Consider the following 19,996-nt stretch of genomic DNA (forward strand, 5'->3'; position numbering starts at 1 on the left):
CGACACTGCTCGCGGGCGTGGCGCGCCGCGCGTGGCTCGCGGCCTCGTTGGGCCGCGCGATCGCGCGGCCAGATACCCGCGCATGCCCGGCCTCGCTGCGCTGCTCGTCGCGACTCCGATCTGGGGCTTCGCGCTCCGACCGCCGAGCACGCTGGATCTCGAGGTCGTCGGCGAGCGCGTCGTCGTCGCCGCGACGCCATCGGAGCTCGCGCCTCCCGAGGATCCGCTGCAGCCCGAGAAGATGCAGTGGACCCGCGGCATCGTGCTCTCGACCGCGCTCGCGATGGCCGTGACGCTCGGGATCGGCGCCGTGCAATTCGCCGACGAGTACGGCTTCCACGACAGCTACGACGACACGCGGTGTGCCCAGGGGACTGCCGTGCTCGACAATTGCGGCGAGGACGTCCCGTGGCAACACGCCGTCGCCGCCGGCATCACCGCGGGCGGTGTGATCTTCGCGACGCTCAAGTCGTTCTTCATCGACTTCGACGGTGTCGCGCGGGTCGACTCGGACTGGCGAGTCTACGAGACGACGCGCTGGGTCGTGCTCGGGATGGTCGTCGCGCAGGCGATCGCGGGCGTCCTCGTCTCGAACGCGGTGCGCTTCGGCTGGGCCGATCCGGTCGACGACTTCGACACGCTCCAGGCCTTCGCGATCGGGCACATGGCGCTGGGCGCGGCGACGCTCGGCGTGCAGATCGCGAATTCGATCCTGGTGTTCTGAGTCGTGCGCGCTGCGCGCGTGGCCTACGCTCCGCGCGTCGCATGAAGGCGAGCCTCCTCCCGCAGCTCCACGTGTTCCTGGTCGTCGCGCGCCGGCGCAGCTTCGCGGATGCGGCACGCGAGCTGGGCGTCTCGCGCTCCGCCGTGAGCCAGGCCGTTCGACAGCTCGAGGACGAGCTGCGCGTCGTGCTGCTGACGCGCACGACGCGCAGCGTCTCGCTCACCGACGCCGGACGCCGTCTCGTCGAGAGCGCAGAGCCCGCGCTGACGCAGGCCGTCGCCGCGCTCGCCGATCTCACGAAACAGCCCGGCGAGACGACCGGGCGCGTGCGACTGAGCGTCCCGCGCTCCGCCGTGCCCTACGTCGTCGCGCCCCTGCTCACGACGTTCCGCGCGCGCCACCCCCGCATCGACGTCGAGATCACGGTCGAGGATCGCTTCGTCGACATCGTCGCGGACGGATACGACGCGGGCGTGCGGCTCACCGAGTCGATCGAGCGCGACATGGTGCAGGTGCGGCTCACGGGCGCGTTCCGCTTCGTGGTCGTCGGTGCGCCCGGGTACCTCGCGCAGCACGGCACGCCGCAGCGCCCCGAGGATCTCCTGCAGCACGAGTGCATCACGTTCCGCTCGTCCACGACGGACACGCTCTACGCGTGGGAGCTCGAGCGCGGCAAGAAGCACTGGCGCGTCGCGGTGCGCGGCGGCGTCGTCGTGAGCAACGACGCCGCGCTCACGTCGACGCTCGCCGAGCGAGGCTTCGGCCTCGCGTACGTCGCCGAGCCGGCGGTCGGCGAGGCGCTGCGCGAAGGGCGGCTGCAGCGCGTGCTCGAGGCGTACTCGCCGACGGTCCCGGGCTTCTTCCTCTACTACCCGAGCCGCGCGCAGAGCTCTCCGGCGCTGCGCGCGTTCGTCGAGGTCGCGAAGGAGACCGCGCGTGCACGCGCGAGCACGTGATCCCGCGGCGCGGTGATCAGCGCCCGGTCATGCGCTCGAGCGTTTCGGGATAACGCGCGCCCTGCACCTCGATGCGCGACGCAGCGCGCTCGATCCGCGCGACGTCGTCGGGCGTCAGCGCGATGCTCGCCGCGCCCACGTTCTCCTCGAGCCGCGCGCGCTTCGTCGTGCCGGGGATCGGCACGATCCACGGCTTCTTCGCGAGCAGCCACGCGAGCGCGATCTGCGCCGACGTCGCTTCCTTCTCGCGCGCGACGCGCGAGAGCAGATCCACGAACGCCTGGTTCGCCTCCATCGCGTCGGGCGCGAAGCGCGGGAGCTGGCTCCGGAAGTCGTTCGTCGCGAAGCGCGTCTCCGTGCTCATCGCGCCGGTGAGGAACCCCTTCCCCAGCGGGCTGAACGGGACGAACCCGATCCCGAGCTCCTCGAGCGTCGGCAGCACGTTCTGCTCGGGCCGACGGTGCCAGAGCGAGTGCTCGCTCTGCACGGCCGCGACCGGCTGCACCGCGTGCGCGCGCCGGATCGTCTGCGCGCCGGCCTCGGACAGGCCGAAGTGCTTCACCTTGCCCTGCTCGATCAGCGTCTTCACCGCGCCCGCGACGTCTTCGATCGGCACGCTCGGATCGACGCGGTGCTGGTAGTAGAGATCGATCACGTCGACCTTCAGTCTTCGCAGCGAGCCCTCGACGACCTCGCGGATGTGCTCGGGGCGGCTGTCGAGCTCCGACCACCTCGCTTCGCCGGGCGCGCGCGGCGCGAACCCGAACTTCGTCGCGATCACCACACGATCGCGGAACGGCGCGAGCGCCTCGCCGACGAGCTCCTCGTTCGTCAGCGGGCCATACACCTCGGCCGTGTCGAAGAACGTGACGCCGAGCTCCACCGCCCTTCGCAGCAGCGCGATCATCTCGGCGCGATCGCCGGGCGCGCCGTAGCCCCAGCTCATCCCCATGCACCCGAGGCCGATCGCCGACACCTCGAGCCCGCTCGTTCCCAACGTTCGCTTCGGCATGTCCATGAGCGACAGCCTGCCGCCGCCGCGCGCCGCGCAGTAGACGTCGATCCACGAACGAGCCGTGAAGCGTCGCTGGACGATGGCGGGCACGGCAGCGCGTGTCGTGGGGGCTTCCCACAGCGAGTATTCTCCGCGGCCGCGTGGCCGACCGAAGTCCTCCGCGCGCCTCGAAGCGCGCCCTCGCGACCGTCGTCGCCCTCGGGGCGCTGCTGTCGATCCCGAACCTCTTCGTGGGTCCGCTGCACGACGATCTGGTCCACCAGCTCGTGCTCGAGGGCATGTTCGATCTCCCCGACGACCCGCTGGGGCTCTACGAGTTCACCCACGGCGAGGCCTCGAACCGCGAGATGATCGCGCGCGGCTGGCTGCACTGGTGGACCGATCCCCAGCTCACGCTGCGCTTCTTCCGACCGCTCTCGAGCGCGCTGCTCGCGATCGATCACGCGCTCTTCGGGCGCGCGGCGTTCCCCTCGCACCTGCACTCGCTCCTCTGGGGCGTGCTGCTCTTCGCCACCGCGGCCGCGCTGATGCGCCGCTGCCTCGACGCACGCACCGCGGTGATCGCGTCGCTCGTCTACGCGGTCGCGGGCGCGCACGTGATGACGCTCGCGTGGCCTGCATCGCGCCACACGATGGTCTCGGCCGCGCTCGGCGGGCTCGCGCTCGTCCTCCACCTGCGATGGCGCGAGGATCGCCGCCCCGTCGCGGCGATCGGCGCACCGTTCGCGCTCGCGCTCTCCCTGCTCGCGAGCGAGACCGGGCTCGCCGCCGCGATCTACGTGCTCACCTACGAAGCGATGGTCGCGACCGGCTCGCCGCGCGATCGCGCGCGCGCCGCGCTGCCGACGCTCGTGGTGTGCGGGGCGTACGTCGCGTTCTACGTGCTCGCAGGCTACGGCGCGCACCACAGCGGCACGTACACCTCGCCGTTCCGCGAGCCGCTCTCGTTCGCGCTGGTCGCGTCGGCGCGGGTGCCCGCGCTGCTCGCCGAGGCGATCGGTGCGGTCTCGACCTTCGCCTACTCCACCGATCCGACGTCGCGCGTGATCCTCGTGACGTGGGGCCTGGTCTCGATCGCCGGCAGCTTCGGGCTGCTCGCGGTGGTGCGGCGGAGCGGCGATGCCGACGGATACCGGCGCCTGCGCTGGCTCTTCGTCGCGTGCGTGACGTCGCTGGTGCCGATGGTCGCGGGCCTGATCGGGCCGCGTATGTTGCCGATGGGCCTCTTCGGCGCGTCGGCGATGGTCGGCTCGGCGATCACCGTCGCATGGCGCGCGTCGCGCGAGCGGCGAGGTGCGGCGCGTCACGCGCTCGCAGGGCTCGCGATCGCGATCGCGATCGCGCACGTCGGGCTCGGGTCGCTCGTGCGGCTGACCGTTCCCTTCGCGTTCGCCGCGGTGGCAGAGGCCGAGCGCAGGCTCGCGACCGAGGGCGAGTCGGGCGGCTGCACGAGCTCGGGCCTCGTCTATCTGATCAACGGCGCCGACGCCGTGCTCTCGGTCTACGCCGCGCCGAGCATCGCGTACTACTCGCCGCAGGCGGTCGGCCCCGACGCGCGCTTCCGCGTGCTCGCGTCCGCGCCCCACGATCTCCAGGTCGAGCGAACGGGCGAGCGCACGATGACGGTCGCGTCCGCGGTGCGCCCGCGCGGCGAGAACATCTTCGAGCAGGTCTTCCGCAGCCACGAGCATCCGCTGCGCGAGGGCGACACCGTCGTGGCCGAGGAGATGACGATTCGCGTGCTCGAGATGGATCCCGAGGGCCCGGCGAGCTTCGAGGTCGAGCTCGATCGCTCGCTCGACGACGAGCGTGTGTGTCTGATCGTCTGGCGCGACGGAGCGCTGAGGCGCATCGCGCCGCCGGGCGTCGGCGAGTCGCTCACCGTCGCGCACGAGCCCGGCCCGATGGGGATGTAGACAGACCGCTACTTGCGCCGCCTCGGGACGGGCACAGCTAGCGTCGGAGTCACCCACCGGTCCACGGGACCAGCAAAGGAAGACTCCGATGCAGCCGGCAGCGATGGCGATCCCGAAGAGCGACGAGTCGTGGGAGAAGGGCAAGTACGGCCCGATCTGGCCCAAGACTCCGGCGAACTACGGATTCACGATCATCGCGCGCGTGAAGCCGGGGCGCGCCGACGCGATCCGCGGCTACGGGGCCAAGCTCGCGAAGGCGCTGGAGAGCGATCCGAGCCTGCTCGCGCCGCTGAAGCTGCACTACCTGCGCTGGGTGCTCTTCGACGACGACACTCGGTTCATGTACCAGGGCATCTTCGACACCGACTTCGACAAGTACACCGAGGACGCGGTCGCGCTCTTCAAGAAGGCCGGCGTCGACACGGTGTTCGAGAACCTCGAGGACTTCCCCGAGGACTGGAAGACGAACCCCGACGCGTTCGTGCGATTCGTCCGCGCGCACCAGTGTCCGAGCTTCCTCGAGTACGGCGAGTATCCGTACGTCAGCACCGACGAGATCAAGAAGGCGCTCGAGCTGAAGAGCGCATTCTCGCGGATGCTCGAGCAGATGCAGTGAGCACGGCCGTGTCGGAGCCCGCGCGCACGTACAACCAGAGTCATTCGCCCCGGAAGTACGTCGCGGGCCGGCGGCGCGTGAGCGTCTACATCGCGTGGAGCTATCCCGGCGAGGCCAATCGCGACGTCACTCAGATGGACAATCGGTTCTCGACGATGACCGAAGTCCGTCGTGTGCTCTGGCCGCAGTACGAGACTCCGCGGTTCGCCGATCCCGGGATGTTCCAGCAGGGGATCGCAGGATCGCTCGAGCTCTTCTTCTGGGCGTGGGTGCGATTCCAGAACGTGATCGAGCAGACGACGGGACATCGAGTGCCGGTGTTCCAGCGCGTCGATCAGGCGGGATTCCGACTGCCGCTCGACGAGCGCGTGCTCGCCGACGTCGACACGCTGCTCGTGTTCGGGCTCGACCACGTCGTGACGGGACAGGAGGCGTCCGCGGAGGAGATCGAGTCCGTGCGCGCGTTCCTCGCGCGAGAGGGCACGTGCCTCGTGATCGGTCCGCACCACGACGTGGGTGGGTCGCAGGATCTCGAGGAGCGAGCGATGGAGTACGCGCACCACGGCGACGCGCTGGTGCCGCGACAGCAGCGCTTCGGGCTCTACACGCGCTCTCTGATGCGCGGTCTCGGGATCCCGATCGAGAACCGGTTCGGGCTGCGCCCCGCCGTGCAGCGCGGGACCCAGCGGATCGCGCCGCTCGACGTCGCGCGGGATCTCGACGCTCGTGGTTGGCTCGCGGGCGTCACCAACTTCAACTTCCACATGCACCTTCCGCATTACGCGGTCACCGATCCTGCGAGCTCCGCGCGCGTGCTCGCGCGACAGCCGATCGACACGTCGAAGCCGCACCCGTTCACCGCAGCCGGGAACACCACGTTCAACGCGCTCGTGTGGCTCCCGCCGGGCGGAGAGCGCGCGGGTGACGTGCTCGTCGCGGACTCGACGATCTTCAGCACGTTGTTCGGCGGCGACGAGAGCTTGGAGCGCTTCTGGCGGAACCTCGCGACGGCGTCGGTGCGTGCGTGATGGGAGCGGACGTGTCGCTCGAGCTCGACGACATCCAGAGTGGCGCGCTGCGCCCTCGGCCCACGCCGTACGCCGCGACGTACATCCTCCTGAAGATCCACGATCGCAGCGCCGGCAAGGAGCTGATGCGTCGCCTGAGCGTGGCAGTCGCATCGGCCGCGCACCCCGCGAGCCCGCTCGGAGACACCTGGCTCAACGCGCTCCTGACGTTCCACGGGCTCACGGCGCTGGGCGTGCCGCAGCAGTCGCTCGACAGCTTCGCGTGGGAGCTCCGACAGGGCATGGCGAGCCGCGCTTCCGCGCTGGGCGACACCGGCGAGAGCGCGCCGGAGCACTGGGAGAAACCGCTCGGGACGTCCGACGTGCACGTGGTGCTGGTCGCGCTCGCGCCCGATCGCGGACTGCTCGAGACCGCGCTCGGGCGTGCGCGCGAGTCGTTGCGCGGGCTCCCCGGCGTCGAGGCGATCTGGCAGCAGGACTGCCACGCTCTGCCGACCGAGAGAGAGCCTTTCGGGTTCCGCGACGGCATCAGTCATCCCGCCATCGAGGGCAGTGGAGTCCCGGGCACGAATCCCGCGGAAGTGCCGCTGAAGGCCGGAGAGCTCGTGCTCGGATATCGCGACGAGCTCGGTGGATTCCCGCCGATGCCCCAGCCGGACGTGCTCGGTCGCAACGGCACGTACGTCGTGTTCCGCAAGCTGCACCAGAGAGTCGCCGCGTTCCGTCGATATCTGCGCGAGCGCGCGACGAGCCCCGCGGACGAGGAGCTGCTCGCCGCGAAGATGATGGGACGCTGGCGCAGCGGCGCCCCGCTCGCGCGCTGTCCGCTCCACGACGATCCCGAGCTCGGCGCCGATCGAGCGCGCAACAACGCCTTCGACTACCGCGCTGACGATCCGACCGGATATCACACGCCGATCGGGAGCCACATCCGACGCTGCAATCCGCGCGACTCGGAGGTGGCGGGTGTCGCCCGACTCCATCGGATGATCCGTCGTGGCACCGCGTACGGGCCGCTGCTCCCCGAAGGCATGCTGGAGGACGACGGCGCAGATCGCGGGCTCGTCTTCGCGTTCGTCGGCGCGCATCTGGGACGGCAATTCGAGTTCGTGCAGTCGGAGTGGGTCAACGGAGGCGAGTTCATCGGCCTCGGAGACGCGCGTGATCCGATTGCGGGCTCGGCAGACGGCCAGGGTCGGTTCTCGATCCCGCGCAGGCCGATTCCTCGACGGCTCGACGGACTGCCGCGCTTCGTCGTCACGCGAGGTGGGGAGTACTGCTTCATGCCGAGCCTTCGCGCGTTGCGCTGGTTGTCGGAGCTGCCCTGAGCGATTCGAGGCCGAGATGCCGAGCGCCTTCGACGTCGTCGTGATCGGGGCCGGGCCCGCGGGCGCGGTCGCTGCGCTGCGTGCGGCGGATCTCGGAGCGCGCACGGCGCTCGTCGCGCGTGATCGGTTCGGCGGGATGGCCGCGAACGACGGGCCCGTCCCGGTGCGCACGCTCGCGCACGCGGCGCGGCTCGTCCGAGAGGCACGCCAGCTGGACCGATACGGCATCTGCGCGGGCGAGCCCGTCGTCGACTATCCGCGTCTCCTCGCGCGCGTGCGCGAGGTCGTCGATCACGTGGGCCGAGAGTCCGCGCTGCGCGGGCAGTGCGAGTCCGCGGGCGTCGTGATCCACGAGAACGCCGGCGCCGCGCGCTTCGTCGCGCCGCACACGATCGAGACCGCGAACGGGCTCCGTCTCGACGCGGAGTCGATCGTGCTGTGCACGGGCGGCACGAACCGACGTCTCTCGGTGCCGGGCGTCGAGCTGACGAGCACGCACAGCGACGCGTGGGCGCTGACGTCCGTGCCGCCTTCGATGTTGGTGATCGGGGCAGGCGCGACCGGCGTGCAGGTCGCGTCGATCTTCCACGCGTTCGGCACGCACGTGCAGCTGTTCCAGGCAGGCGCGCGCATCTTGCCGACGGAGGACGAAGACGTCGCGGCCGAGGTGACCGACGCGTTCCGCGCCGCGGGGATCACGGTGCGCACCGACTTCGGAGTCATCGAGTCGTTCGAGAAGACCGCGAGCGGCCTGCGGATGATCGTGTCGAGAGACGGCGATCGATCGACCGCGGAGGCGGCGCTCGCCGTGGTCGCGATCGGATGGGTCGCCAACACCGCGGAGCTCGGCCTCGACGTCGCGGGCGTCGCCGCCGACGAGCGCGGCCGCGTGCGTGTCGACGACTACCTCCGCACCAGCGCGCCGCACGTCTTCGCGGCCGGCGACGTCACTGGTCACCTGATGCTCGTGCCGCAGGCGCTCGAGGAGGGCTACGTCGCGGGCACGAACGCCGTGCGCGGCGCGGTCCTGCCGCGCACCGAGCACGTGAGCCCGATCGGCAGCTTCACGGATCCCGAGTACGCGCAGGTCGGCCTCGGCGAGGCACAGGCACGCGCGGAGCTCGACGCGCTCGTCACGGTGATCCGACTGGACGCGGGCACGCGCGCGATCATCGACGGACGGACCTCCGGGTTCTGCAAGCTGATCGTCGACCGCACCACGTCGCGCGTGGTGGGCTGCCACGTGGTCGGCGACCGCGCGGTCGACATCGTGCAGCTCGCGGCGATCGCGATCAGCGCAGGGATGACCGTCGACGAGCTCGCGCGAGTGCCGTTCTCGTTCCCGACGTACGCCGGAGTCCTGGGCCGCGCCGCGACGACGGCGGCACGCACGCTCCGTCGCGATCGCGCGTGGCGAGCGCCCGACGTCGAGTGACGAACAGACGACCGCCGAGCGAGCAGGCGCTCGCTCGGCGGCCTCCGGCGATCACGTGAACGAGTCGAGCTCCTTCGACTTCGACTCCAGATAACGCGCCTCGAGCGCGAAGGACTGCTCCTTCGTGAGCGCCTTCTTCGCGGCGGGGAAGATCTGCTGCTCCTCCTCGATCACGTGGTGCTGCACGAGCATCATCATCTCGCGGAAGACCTCGATCCACCGGTCGTCGGTGATCGGCATCGCGTCGAGCTGCTCGAGATAGCGCTCGATCCGATGATGCTCGTCGGCGGAGTCGTCCATCTTGCCGCCGATGTCGCCGATCGCGCGGAACGTCGAATAGACCTCCTTCTCCTCGGCCCGCGCGTGCGCCGCGAGCTCGGTGCGGATGCGCTCGAAGAGCTCCTTCCGCACGTTCGAGTCGTCCGTCGTGGCCGCCACGCGGCGGATCAGCGTCGAGATCTCGCCGTGCTCCGTCGAGAGCCGCTCGAAGATCCCCGCTCCGCCCGTGAGCGCCTGCTTCGCGCCCTTGAGCTTGCCCATCGCCTGGCCGGCGATCTCGGTCGGTCGCGCCATCGTTCGCTCCTTTCCTCCGGAGATTTCTCCCTCTGCGGACCATAGGCGCTCCCTCGGCGGTGACGACGATCGTGAGCACGAGTCGTCGCGTGAGGCGCGTCGCCGCAGGCACGTGAGCGCCCTTCCAGGAGGGCCCGATCGAGGAGCTTGGTGCGGGACGTGGACCGTCTATGTCCCGCCCCGTGCCGAGCCTCGCGCTTCCGACGACGGGCCTCCTCGATGAAGTCGGTCCCTATCGCGTGCTCGCGCGGCTGGCCGCGGGTGGGATGTCCGAGATCCTGCTCGCGCGCCGCGCCGGGGTCGCGGGCCTCGAGCGCCTCGTGGTGCTCAAGCGCATGCGGCCCGACCTCGTCTCGGAGCCCGAGCTCCGCGATGCGTTGCTCGACGAAGCGCGCATCATGCTCGGCCTTCGTCATCCGAACGTCGTGGCCGTGCAGGAGCTCGCGTGCGAGGGCGACGAGCTCTACCTCGTGATGGAGCACCTGCGCGGCGACAACCTGCTCGCCCTGATGCGCGCCGTGCGCGCGCACCGCAGCGAGATCGACCTCGCGCTCGCCGTGCACGTCGCCGCGGACGTGTGTGCCGGGCTGCACGCCGCGCACGAGCTCGTCGACGACGACGGCGCGCCGCTGCACGTGATCCATCGCGACGTCTCGCCGCAGAACGTGTTCGTCACGTTCGACGGCGAGGTGAAGCTCATCGACTTCGGCATCGCGCGCTTCGCCGATCGCGTCGCGCGCACCAAGAGCGGCGTCGTGAAGGGCAAGTTCGCGTACATGGCGCCCGAGCAGTTCAGCGGAGAGCCGCTCGACCGGCGCACCGACGTGTTCGCGGCCGGCGTGGTGCTCCACGAGCTCCTCACGGGAAAGCGTCTCTTCGCGCGCACGAGCGATCGAGACATGTTGATGGCGATCCTCTCCGATCCCGTCCCGCGCCCTTCGGCGCTGGCGCAGGCGCGCGGGATCCCGCCGGCGCTCGACGAGATCTGCATGCGCGCGCTGGCGCGCGATCGCGGCGATCGGTTCGCCACGGCGGGCGAGATGCGCGCAGCGCTGCGCGAGCAGCTCCCGGCGCTCGATCCTCGCCTCGATCCACGCGAGACGTTGTCGCGGCTGACGAAGCAGGTGCTCGCGCCGCGGCTCGCCGAGGTCGACGCGCTCCTGCGTCGCGCGCGCCGGCCGGGGCCCGAGAAGGTCGATCGCAAACCGGCGCCGATCTCCGAGCCGCCACCGCGCCTCGATCCGCCGAGCGTGCCGCTCGAGCTCGACGTCGCGGTCGAGGAGCGTGCGCCCGAGCCCCGCCACGGAACGCGGGCGCTCGCGTTCGCGCTCGGTGCGGGCGCCGGCGTCGCGCTCGCAGGTCTCGCGCTCTCGGTGCTGATGCGCGCCGCGATCCCACCGCCGGCACCACGCACCGACGCTGCGCCGATCGAGTCGAGCGCGCCGCCGCCGGTGCCGAGCCCCGCGCCGATCGTCGAGCCGCCGGTGCCCGCGACGATCCGCGTCCGCATCGAGTCGACGCCCTCGGGCGCGACGGTGCGCATCGCGGGCGAGGCGCGCGGTGTGACGCCGCTCGCGATCGAGCTGCCGCGCGGCACCACGCCGATCGAGCTCGCGCTCGAGCTGCGCGGTCACACGACGATCACGCAGACGCTGGTGCCCGACGAGAGCCAGCGACTGTTGCTGCAGCTCGCGCCGCGCCCGCCGCGCCGCGCGCCCGTCGCCCCGACGCCGACCACGCCGTGAGCGGCGCTCAGGGCAGACCGAGCACCGCGACCGGGAGCGGCTGATCGATCGACCCGCCGTCGCCGAGGCGCCCGTCCGCGCCGCCGCCCCAGCACTTCGCCGAGCCCTCGCCGCGCACCGCGCAGGTGTGCGACGCGCCCGCTGCGATCGCGACGGCGTCCACGAGCACGCCGGCCGCGCGCGGGCCGCCCGACGACGTGGTGCCGTCGCCGAGCTGGCCGCTCCCGTTCGCGCCCCAGCACGTCACCGCGCCTTCCACGTCGACGAGGCACGCGTGCTGATCGCCGCACGCGATCGCGCGCGCGCTCGGGACGCCCACGACGAGCACCGGCGTGCTGCGGTCGGCGGTGCGTCCGTCGCCGAGCTGTCCGCTCGCGTTCGCGCCCCAGCACCACACGGTCGTGTCCGCGCGCAGCGCGCACGAGAGCTCCGCGCCGAGCGCGATCCCACGCGCGTCGTCGATCGACGCGGCGTCGACCGCGGACATCCGCTGCATCGTGGTCCCGTCGCCGAGCTGACCGCGCGCGTTGGCGCCCCAGCACGCCACGCCGCCGCTCCGGCGCACCGCGCACGTGTGCGCATCGCCCGCGTCGAGATCGCGCGCGTCGGTGACGCCGTCCACGTTGCCCGGCGCGGCACCGCCTCCGATCGAGCCGTTGCCCAGCTGCCCGCGATCGTTGGCGCCCCAGCACGCGACGCGACCGTCCGCGCGTCGCGCGCAGCTGTGGGCGTCCCCCGCCACGACCTGCACCGCGTCCGTGATGTTGCGTACCGCGACGGGCACCGCCTGATCGGTGCTCGGCCCGTTGTTGCCGAGCTGTCGCGCCGCGTTGTCGCCCCAGCACAGCACCTGTCCTCCGCGCCGCACGGCACACGCGTGGTGCGCGCCCGCGGCGAGATCGATCGCGTCGGTGATCCCCGCGACCGAGACCGCGGTCACGCTCGCGCCCGCGCTGCCGTTGCCGAGCTGACCGCTGCCGTCCGCGCCCCAGCACAGCACGCGTCCGTCGGTGAGGCGCGCGCACGCGAAGTCGTCGCCCGCGACGAGCTCGACCACGTCGTCGGGCGCCGCGCAGCCCACGCGCTCGCAGGTCGTGCCGGCACCGCAGACCTCGCCGCACGTCGCGCACGTCCCGGTGCTCGAGAGGTCGGACTCGCAGCCGTTGTCGGTGAGGCCGTCGCAGTCGGCCCAGCCCGCGTCGCACACCCCCATCGTGCACGCGCCGCTCTCGCACGACGCGGCTGCGTGCTCGAACGCGCACTCCGCGTCACACGCGCCGCAGTGCGCGAGCGTCCGCAGGCTCGCCTCGCAGCCGTTGCGCCTCGAGTCATCGCAGTCGCCCCAGCTGCTCTCGCACGCGTCGATCACGCACTCACCCTCGGCGCAGTGCACGGTGGTGTGATCGGTGATGCACGCGGCGCCGCACGCGCCGCACGCGTCGACCGTCGTGATGTCGGTCTCGCAGCTCTCCATGTCGCCGTCGCAGTCGCCGAGGTCGGGCGCGCACGCATAGACGCACGCTCCACCGACGCACGAGCTCGCGACGCCGGGACGCAGCTCGCACGGGCGATCACAGCCGCCGCAGTGCGACGCGCTGGTCGCGAGATCGACGCAGCTCGACCCACACACCGTGCGATCGGACTCGCATCGATCGACGCAGTGGAACCGACCGGCACCGTCGTCCACGCAGAGCGGGAGCGCATCCGGGCAGCGCTCGCACGCACCACACGTCGCGACGTCGCCGAGCGACGCTTCGCATCCGTCGGCGACGATCGCGTTGCAGTCCGCGAAGCCCTCGGCGCACGCGAGGACGCAGGTCGCGTCGACGCACGACGCGCTCGCGGCGGGTGGCGTGCCGCACGCGCTCGGGCCTTCGTCGACGCGACCGTCTCCGTCGTCGTCGCGCGCGTTGCATGGATCGGGGCTCGTCACGCCCCCATCGCCGAACGAATCGCGCGGCACGCACCGATCCCGTGCGACGTCGCAGATCCATCCGTCGATGCACGGGCACGCGCGCCCCGTGAGCTCGATCGGCGGGAGCACGCAGCCCACGAGCACGACCGAGCACAGTCCAAGAAGAAACTTCCCCCGCACCGCGCGCGACATGAGCACGAGCACGCAGCGCCCAACGCCACGAGCCGAGGGCGCCACGCGAGACGACCCCGCGCGCGGCTCGCACAATCGGGACGCTGAGTCGCGAGCGCGATCAGCGACAGGTCGCGTCGACGCACGCCTCGCCGGCGTCGCAGTCGGAGCGCGTGACGCACTCGGGGCTCGCCTCGCGGTGCGTCAGGCACAGGCGCAGCCCGGTGCGCGTCGTCGCGCACGTCACGAGGTGCACGTCGGCGCGCTGGCACTCCTCGTCGGTGCCCGACTCGCACGTCGTGCGGCACAGGCCGTCGACGCACGGATGTCCGGCTGCGCAGTCCGCGTCGCTCGTGCAGAAGGGACGCGGCGAGACATCGGGGCGACACCACCCCGCGGTGCAGATCTCACCCGGCGCGCACGCCGCGTCGTCGGTGCACGGCGCGACGCAGCGCGTGTCGACGCAGTGCTCGCCGTCGGGACATTCGGCGCTCGTCTCGCACTCGTCGGCAGGCACGCAGAGCCCACTCGAGCACTCGAATCCAGCATCGCAGTCGGTGGCGTCGTCACAGCGGGGGCGACAGGCGTTGTCGATGCAGCCGTGATCGGGCCCGCACTCGAGATCGTTCGCGCAGGTGTCGTCGACGGGACGACAGGCGCCCTCGACGCAGACCTCACCGGTGTCGCAGTCGGCATTGCCTCGGCACCCGCTCGGGGGCACGCAGGTCCCGCGGTGATCGCACACGAGCCCGGCATCGCAGTCGCCGTCCGACTCGCATCGATCCGCCGGCGAGCAGACGCCTTCGTCGCAGCGCCGACCCGGCGCACAGTCGCCGTCGACGACGCACGAGGCGTCGCCTGCGTCGGGGTCGGCGACGCGCGCGTCGGGCGGTCCGGCATCGCGTCGAGTGACCGGCGGACGATCGTCGTCGTCGTGGTCCTCGTCGCAGCCGTAGTAGGTGTGGCAGCCCGTGGTCGCGAGGATCATCAGGGCGACGGCGAACGCAGAGCGAGATGTGGGCATGAGGCTCCTCCCGAGCCCTCAGCGGGGCTCGCGACGCTGCGTGCCCGCGGCGCGCCGAACCGTTCTAACGATCGTGCGAAGAATCGCGCCTCGCACGCGCGCGCCGCGCGCGTGGGGTCTCGCCGGTCTCGCGCCGGAACACGCGGCGGAACGCCGCCGGGTCCGCATACCCGACGCGCGCCGCGACGTCCTCGACCGACCGCTGCGTGGTCTCGAGCAGGTGCACCGCGCGCGCGATGCGGAGCCGCTGCGCGAAGCCCTGCGGCGTCGTGCCCAGCGCCCGAGCGACCTTCCGCGCGAGGGTGCGCGGGGACGTCGCGGTCGCGCGCGCCATCTCGTCGAGCGTGACCTGCCGTCCGACGTTCGACGCGACGAAGCGCTCGAGCGCGAGCACCACGGGGTCCGACACGCGCAGGTGCTCCATCACCGTGTAGCGCGCCTGCGAGTCGCGCTCGTCGAGCACGAGATACTTCGCGACGAGGTGCGCGAGCGACGGGCTCGTCGTGCGCGCCAGGATCGCGAGCATCAGATCCGCGTGCGCGAACGCGGAGCCCGCGGTGATCGCTCCGTCCGCGTCGACGACCATGCGATCCGGACGGAGCGTCACGCGCGGAAAGCGCTGCGCGAACGTCCCGGCGAGCCACCACGTCGTCGTCGCCTCGCGCCCGTCGAGCACACCCGCCGCCGCGAGCACGAACGTCGCGGAGCACGACGCCGCGATCGTCGCCCCCCTCGCCGCGGCGCGCGCGACGAGCTCGATGGCGCGCGCGACGTCTCGTCGCTCGAGCGCGGCCGCGATCTGCTTCGGCGTCGCCATCCCGAGCCCGGGCACGACGAGCACGTCACCCGCGCCGAGCCGCGCGCGCGCGAGCGCTCCGTCGACCTCGAGCGTCCGCTTCGTCGCGGTGCGGATCGCGGCGCCGTCGACCGACACGATCCGATGCCGCGGCACGGTGCACGGCGCGTCGACGAGCCCGGCCCGCGCGAGGCGCGACGCGGTGCCCACGATGTCGAGCGCGACGCCGACCGGGCCGTCGGGGATGCCGTCGAAGACGAGCTGGGCGAGCGTGCTCGGCACGATGGCAAGAGTAGACCGAACGATGTCGTTCCTGCCAATGGGCGCGAGCGCGCCGCGCGAGCACGATGCCCGGCATGGAGACCCACGACGACTCGCTGGACGACTTCGAGCGGCGCGCGATCACCCTCGATGGCGCGACGAAGACCGTGTACGTCGCGGGCGCCGGGCCCGCCGTGATCGTCATGGCGGAGATGCCGGGGATCAGCCCTCACGTCGCGCGCTTCGCTCGGTGGGTCCGCGACGCGGGCTTCACCGTCTACATGCCGTCGCTCTTCGGGCGCGACGGCGCGTACCCGGACGCCGAGCAGGGGCTCGCCGTGCTCGAGCGCGCATGTGTGAGCGCGGAGTTCCGCGCGCTCGCCGCGAACGAGTCGAGCCCGGTGACGCATTGGCTGCGCGCCCTCGCGCGACTGGCGCACGAGCAGTGTGGTGGGCCGGGCGTCGGCGCGATCGGCATGTGCTTCACGGGGAATTTCGCGCTCACGATGATGCTCGAGCCCTCGATGCTCGCGCCGGTGCTGTGCCAGCCCTCGCTGCCGATGAACGATCCGTCGGGCCTCGAGATCGCGCCGGGCGAGCTCGCGGGGGTGCGCGATCGTCTGGAGCGCGAGGACCTGACGGTCCTCGGCTACCGCTTCGAAGGTGATCGCTTCTGCACCGCCGCGCGCTTCGCGGCGTACCGCACCGCGCTCGGCGATCGATTCGTCGCGCGCGTGCTCCCGACCGACGCGGCGAGCCCCGATCCTCCCCCGTTCTTCGCGCGGGTGGTCGGCTGCGCGCACAGCGTCGTCACCGCGCATCTGGTCGACGCCGCGGGCGAGCCGACGGTCGCGGCGCGCGACGAGATCCTCTCGTTCTTCGCGCACCGCCTCTCGCCGTGACGCGCGCGTCGCGCGCTGTGGCACCCTCGGGCGATGTCGCGCGCACGGTGGGTGGTGCCGCTCGGGGTCGGGTGCGTCGTCGCGGGGTGCAACGGTGACGTGAGCAGCGGCGGCGTGGACGCGGGCGTGATCTCCGACGCCGCGACCCCGACCGACGCCGGCTCGCGCGAGGACGCGGGCTCGATGGTCGACGCGTCGCGGCCCGACGCGGGCGGCGGCGGCGTGGGCTGCGAGGGACGCGACTACCTCTTCTGCGAAGACTTCGAGTCGGCCGCGCCGGGCTCGCTGCCCGAGGGTTGGACGGTCGGTGGAGGGTGGCAGTTGGGCGACAGCGTTCCCGAGGTCACGTCGGAGTCGGTGCACACCGGCGCGCGTGCGCTGCGATCGTCGATCGCGATCTCCGGCCAGCGTCGCGCCGAGCGCAGCATCGAGTCGCTCGGGGACGCGCGCGGCGTGCACTGGGGGCGTGTGTTCTATCGAGTGCAGACGCCCGCGTTCGTGCCGAGCGGCGGTGTCGTGCACAACACGCTCCTCGCGCTGCTCGGCGCGGACGAGGCCCGCGTCGTCGACACCGTGATCCGCAACGACGGCGCGCATCAGTTCCTCTACAACGTGCCCGACGACAGCTGCTGTGCGGGCTCGAGCTACGACCACCGCACGTACGACGGCGACTGGCACTGTGCGGAGTGGCGCGTCGATCGCACGACGCAGAGCTATCGATTCTTCATCGACGGCGACGAAGTGGACGACATCGCGTTCGACCATGGCGCGGGGGACACCCGCGCGCGCATGGACGCGTTCTCGCGCATCGCGCTGGGCTGGCGGAACTACCAGACACCCGACACGCCGTACACGTCGTACTTCGACGATCTCGCGATCGACGACGAGCGAATCGGCTGCGAATGACGGGCGAAGGATTGGGCCGGATCGCGCGTGTTCGTGCGATGCGCGATCCCCTCGCGATCGTGCGCGCTGCCGTCGCCGACCCGATCCTCTACAAGGCCGCCGCGCTCGCCCTCGACGAGTGCGAGCCCGACGAGGCGGCGGCGACGTGGCTCGCGCAGGCGCACGATCGCGGCGAGGCGAGCTCGTGGCTCGTCGCGTCGCTGCTCGGCCATCTGCGTCACCCCGCGGGATACGCGAAGGCGCTCGAGCTGATGCGCGCGGGAGTGACGTACGCGCCGCACAGCTTGGTCAGCATCGCGGGCGTCGACGCCGAGCGCGATCTGATCGAGGCCATCGAGACTTCCGAGGACGGCAACGTGCGCAGGGTCGCAGCGGGCGCGCTCGGCGCGCTCGGGACCGAGTCGGCGATCGCGTACCTCGTTTCTGCGCCGGCGCGTGGTCGGCTTCGCGCGCTCAGCGTCGCGCAGGCGCTCGAGAGCGCACCGCTCGATGCACGGGTCTTGATCGACGCGCTCCGCTCACCGCAGGTCGAGATGCGGCGCTGGCCGCCGATGCTGATCGCGATGCGGCTCGAGGCCGCGCGACGTGCCGGGTCGAACGCGGACGTGCCCGACGACGCCGCGCTCCGCGCTGCTCTCGCCGCCGCGATCGACGAGGGATTCGACGTCGTGTGGCGCGCCGACGCAACGATCCTCCGCGCGTGGCTGGGCGCCGATCATCCGTCGGGATGAGCATTCATCTGCTTGGACCCCGGACCGAGGACGTTTACGCTGCGGGCTGCGCACGGACGAGCGATGCGTCGTGCGCGTGGAGGTCGAACCCACTTGAGCCGTGAGAGCGAGGGCGAGAGCCCGTCGTCCGATGTGGGCGTCGCGGCGCAGCGCACCGTCAACGAGTGTCTGCGCGTCGCCGCCGGAGAGACGTTCCTGGTCGTGTTCGGACGCGAGCTCGCCGAGCTCGCGAGCGCCGTCGCTGCGGTCGCCCGCGCGGTCGGCGCGAAGGTCGAGACGTTCGAGCTGACCGGACAGCCGGGCGATGAAGCGCGCATCGCGCCGACGCTCGCGCGCTGCGACGCGTCGGCGTTCCTCGCGTCGTACCAAGCCGACATCGGCGTGCGGCGCGCGATGGTCACGATGAAGGGCAAGCGCCGCCACGCGCACCTGATCGGCCTCACCGACGCAGTGATCCGACAGTCGCTCACCACCGATCCTCGCGAGATGTCCGAGCTCGGCCGACAGCTGATCGCGCACGTGCGCCCGTCGAGCACGATCCGCGTCACCAGCCCCGCGGGCACGTCGCTCGTCGTGCAGACCGATCCCGCGAATCGCTGGCACTGCGAGCACGGGATCCTCGAGGGACCGGGTTGGACGAACCTCCCGGCGGGCGAGGTGATCACGTCGCCCGCGAACGTCGAGGGCGTGTTCGTGCCGGACGGCGGCGTGTGGCTCACCGACGGATCGGATCTCGGTCGCGTCGCGACGCAGCGCCTGCAGCTGCGCTTCTCGAAGGGGCGCCTCGTCGCCGCGGAGGGTGCGGACGACGCGGCGCGCGCGCTGCTCGAGCACCTCGACGCCGGGCAGGAGGGCCGCCGCGTCGGGCAGGTCACGTTCGGGATCAACACCGGCGTGGTCGCGCCGATCGGCGTGTCCTGCCAGGACGTGAAGCTCCGCGGCTTCCACATGATCCTCGGCTACAGCGCGCCCGAGCTCACCGGCGCGTCGTGGAACGGCACGCGCGTCGTGCAGCTCCTGCAGCGTCGCGCGAGCGTCTGGATCGACGACGTCCAGGTGCTCGCGAACGGGCGCTACGTGCTCTCGGGCTGATCGCGCGCGACGTGATCCAGGAACGCGCGCACCCGGCTGGTGCCGCGCAGATCGGGGAGCGTCAGCAGCCACACGTCGCGCTGGAATTCGGGCGCGATCGCGCCGATGCGGCGCAGCGCGGGATCGGAGTCGCCATCGAACGTCGCGAGGAAGTGCACGCCGATCCCGGCGGCGATCGCCTGCCTCATCACCATCGAGCTCGCGTCGACGCGCATCGCGATGCGGGCGCCGGGCGCACGCGCCGCGAGCCACGCGTCGAGCCACGTCATGTTCATGCGCTCGTCCCAGTGGATCCACGGGTACTCCGCGTATCCCGCGTCGGGGCCCATGTGCTCGACGAGCGCCTTGCTGCCGTAGACCGCGAACTCGACGCGTCCGATGCGGCGCCCGACGAGGTGCTCGGGCGGCGCGCTCGTCATGCGCAGCGCGACGTCGGCCTCGCGGCGCGCGAGCGAGACCTCGCGATCGTTCACCACGACCGTCAGCTCGACGCTCGGATAGCGCGTCATGAACGACGCGAGCACGCCCTGATAGCGGCGGAAGAGGATGTCCATCGTCGCGACGCGAAGCGCGCCCTGGAGGCGCTCGTCGCGGCCGAGCACGCGGCCCTCGAGCGAGAGCACGTCGCTCTCCATGCGCTCCGCGACCGCGGCGACATCGCGTCCCGCCGCGGTCGCCACGAATCCGTCGGGCGTCTGATCGAAGAGCCGCACCCCGAGCGTCTGCTCGATCGCGCGCACGCGTCGCGCGACGGTCGTGTGGCTCACGCCGAGGCTCGCGGCGGCGCGGCTCAACGTTCCGTCGCGCGCGATGGCGAGCACGTATCGGAGGTCGTCCCACTCCACCCGTGCATCGTTGCACA

Annotated in this window: 18 protein-coding genes; 12 read left to right on the forward strand and 6 right to left on the reverse strand. The window is 71.9% G+C overall.

Annotated elements, in window-relative coordinates; genetic code table 11:
• Positions 1 to 31 precede the first annotated feature (31 nt).
• Positions 32 to 724, forward strand: a complete 693-nt coding sequence (locus DB32_RS07975) for a hypothetical protein (protein WP_157068835.1) — start codon at positions 32 to 34, stop codon at positions 722 to 724.
• A 41-nt stretch (positions 725 to 765) separates the two neighbouring features.
• The gene (locus DB32_RS07980) at positions 766 to 1,680 is read left to right on the forward strand and encodes a LysR family transcriptional regulator (protein WP_053231820.1); all 915 of its coding nucleotides are present in this window, start codon (positions 766 to 768) and stop codon (positions 1,678 to 1,680) included.
• 16 nt (positions 1,681 to 1,696) lie between these two features.
• Here the strand turns inward: DB32_RS07980 and DB32_RS07985 are convergent, their stop codons facing one another.
• Entirely contained in the window at positions 1,697 to 2,692 is a 996-nt protein-coding gene (locus DB32_RS07985; protein WP_053238728.1) for an aldo/keto reductase, read from the reverse strand.
• Between the two features lie 143 nt (positions 2,693 to 2,835).
• On the opposite strand from DB32_RS07985, the gene DB32_RS07990 reads away from it, so the two are divergent.
• From DB32_RS07990 to DB32_RS08010, 5 genes are all read left to right on the forward strand, one after another.
• Positions 2,836 to 4,611: an ArnT family glycosyltransferase gene (locus tag DB32_RS07990; protein WP_053231821.1), complete on the forward strand. Its 1,776-nt coding sequence runs from the start codon at positions 2,836 to 2,838 to the stop codon at positions 4,609 to 4,611.
• An 88-nt stretch (positions 4,612 to 4,699) separates the two neighbouring features.
• Positions 4,700 to 5,227, forward strand: coding sequence for a hypothetical protein (locus DB32_RS07995; protein ID WP_053231822.1), 528 nt, complete (start codon positions 4,700 to 4,702; stop codon positions 5,225 to 5,227).
• An 8-nt stretch (positions 5,228 to 5,235) separates the two neighbouring features.
• Positions 5,236 to 6,255, forward strand: coding sequence for a hypothetical protein (locus tag DB32_RS08000; RefSeq protein WP_205627035.1), 1,020 nt, complete (start codon positions 5,236 to 5,238; stop codon positions 6,253 to 6,255).
• Entirely contained in the window at positions 6,255 to 7,583 is a 1,329-nt protein-coding gene (locus DB32_RS08005; RefSeq protein ID WP_053231823.1) for a Dyp-type peroxidase, read from the forward strand. The genes DB32_RS08000 and DB32_RS08005 overlap by 1 nt, the downstream gene beginning before the upstream one ends.
• Before the next feature lie 16 nt (positions 7,584 to 7,599).
• A complete protein-coding gene (locus DB32_RS08010) occupies positions 7,600 to 9,018 on the forward strand; it encodes a dihydrolipoyl dehydrogenase family protein (protein ID WP_053231824.1) in 1,419 nt (472 codons plus the stop codon).
• Between the two features lie 51 nt (positions 9,019 to 9,069).
• Here DB32_RS08010 and DB32_RS08015 read toward each other — a convergent pair whose 3' ends face one another.
• Positions 9,070 to 9,591: a hemerythrin domain-containing protein gene (locus DB32_RS08015; RefSeq protein WP_053231825.1), complete on the reverse strand. Its 522-nt coding sequence runs from the start codon at positions 9,589 to 9,591 to the stop codon at positions 9,070 to 9,072.
• Positions 9,592 to 9,773: 182 nt separating this feature from the next.
• Between DB32_RS08015 and DB32_RS08020 the strand changes: the two genes are divergently transcribed.
• Positions 9,774 to 11,336 (forward strand): serine/threonine-protein kinase, encoded by a 1,563-nt coding sequence (locus DB32_RS08020; RefSeq protein ID WP_169791373.1) that lies wholly within the window; start codon positions 9,774 to 9,776, stop codon positions 11,334 to 11,336.
• Positions 11,337 to 11,343: 7 nt separating this feature from the next.
• On the opposite strand, the gene DB32_RS08025 is transcribed toward DB32_RS08020, so the two are convergent.
• From DB32_RS08025 to DB32_RS08035, 3 genes are all read right to left on the reverse strand, one after another.
• The gene (locus DB32_RS08025; protein WP_169791374.1) at positions 11,344 to 13,395 is read right to left on the reverse strand and encodes an RCC1 domain-containing protein; all 2,052 of its coding nucleotides are present in this window, start codon (positions 13,393 to 13,395) and stop codon (positions 11,344 to 11,346) included.
• A 148-nt stretch (positions 13,396 to 13,543) separates the two neighbouring features.
• Positions 13,544 to 14,446, reverse strand: a complete 903-nt coding sequence (locus DB32_RS08030; RefSeq protein WP_157068836.1) for a DUF7107 domain-containing protein — start codon at positions 14,444 to 14,446, stop codon at positions 13,544 to 13,546.
• Between the two features lie 64 nt (positions 14,447 to 14,510).
• Positions 14,511 to 15,524 carry a GlxA family transcriptional regulator gene (locus DB32_RS08035; RefSeq protein ID WP_053231829.1) on the reverse strand — a complete coding sequence of 338 codons (1,014 nt, stop codon included), beginning with the start codon at positions 15,522 to 15,524 and terminating at the stop codon, positions 14,511 to 14,513.
• A gap of 74 nt (positions 15,525 to 15,598) precedes the next feature.
• Between DB32_RS08035 and DB32_RS08040 the strand changes: the two genes are divergently transcribed.
• The 4 genes from DB32_RS08040 (at position 15,599) to DB32_RS08055 (ending at position 19,134) form a co-directional block, all read left to right on the forward strand.
• Positions 15,599 to 16,405, forward strand: coding sequence for a dienelactone hydrolase family protein (locus DB32_RS08040; RefSeq protein WP_240481178.1), 807 nt, complete (start codon positions 15,599 to 15,601; stop codon positions 16,403 to 16,405).
• A gap of 33 nt (positions 16,406 to 16,438) precedes the next feature.
• Positions 16,439 to 17,311 carry a hypothetical protein gene (locus DB32_RS08045; protein WP_053231831.1) on the forward strand — a complete coding sequence of 291 codons (873 nt, stop codon included), beginning with the start codon at positions 16,439 to 16,441 and terminating at the stop codon, positions 17,309 to 17,311.
• A gap of 38 nt (positions 17,312 to 17,349) precedes the next feature.
• Positions 17,350 to 18,042 carry a hypothetical protein gene (locus DB32_RS08050; RefSeq protein ID WP_053231832.1) on the forward strand — a complete coding sequence of 231 codons (693 nt, stop codon included), beginning with the start codon at positions 17,350 to 17,352 and terminating at the stop codon, positions 18,040 to 18,042.
• A gap of 93 nt (positions 18,043 to 18,135) precedes the next feature.
• Entirely contained in the window at positions 18,136 to 19,134 is a 999-nt protein-coding gene (locus tag DB32_RS08055; RefSeq protein WP_053231833.1) for a 2,5-dihydroxypyridine 5,6-dioxygenase NicX family protein, read from the forward strand.
• On the opposite strand, the gene DB32_RS08060 is transcribed toward DB32_RS08055, so the two are convergent.
• Positions 19,116 to 19,979, reverse strand: a complete 864-nt coding sequence (locus DB32_RS08060; RefSeq protein ID WP_053231834.1) for a LysR family transcriptional regulator — start codon at positions 19,977 to 19,979, stop codon at positions 19,116 to 19,118. The two genes, DB32_RS08055 and DB32_RS08060, sit on opposite strands and share 19 nt — an antisense overlap.
• Between the last annotated feature and the right edge of the window lie 17 nt (positions 19,980 to 19,996).

Origin of the sequence: Sandaracinus amylolyticus (genome assembly GCF_000737325.1) — a bacterium.
In the GTDB taxonomy this organism is placed as follows: domain Bacteria; phylum Myxococcota_A; class Polyangia; order Polyangiales; family Sandaracinaceae; genus Sandaracinus; species Sandaracinus amylolyticus.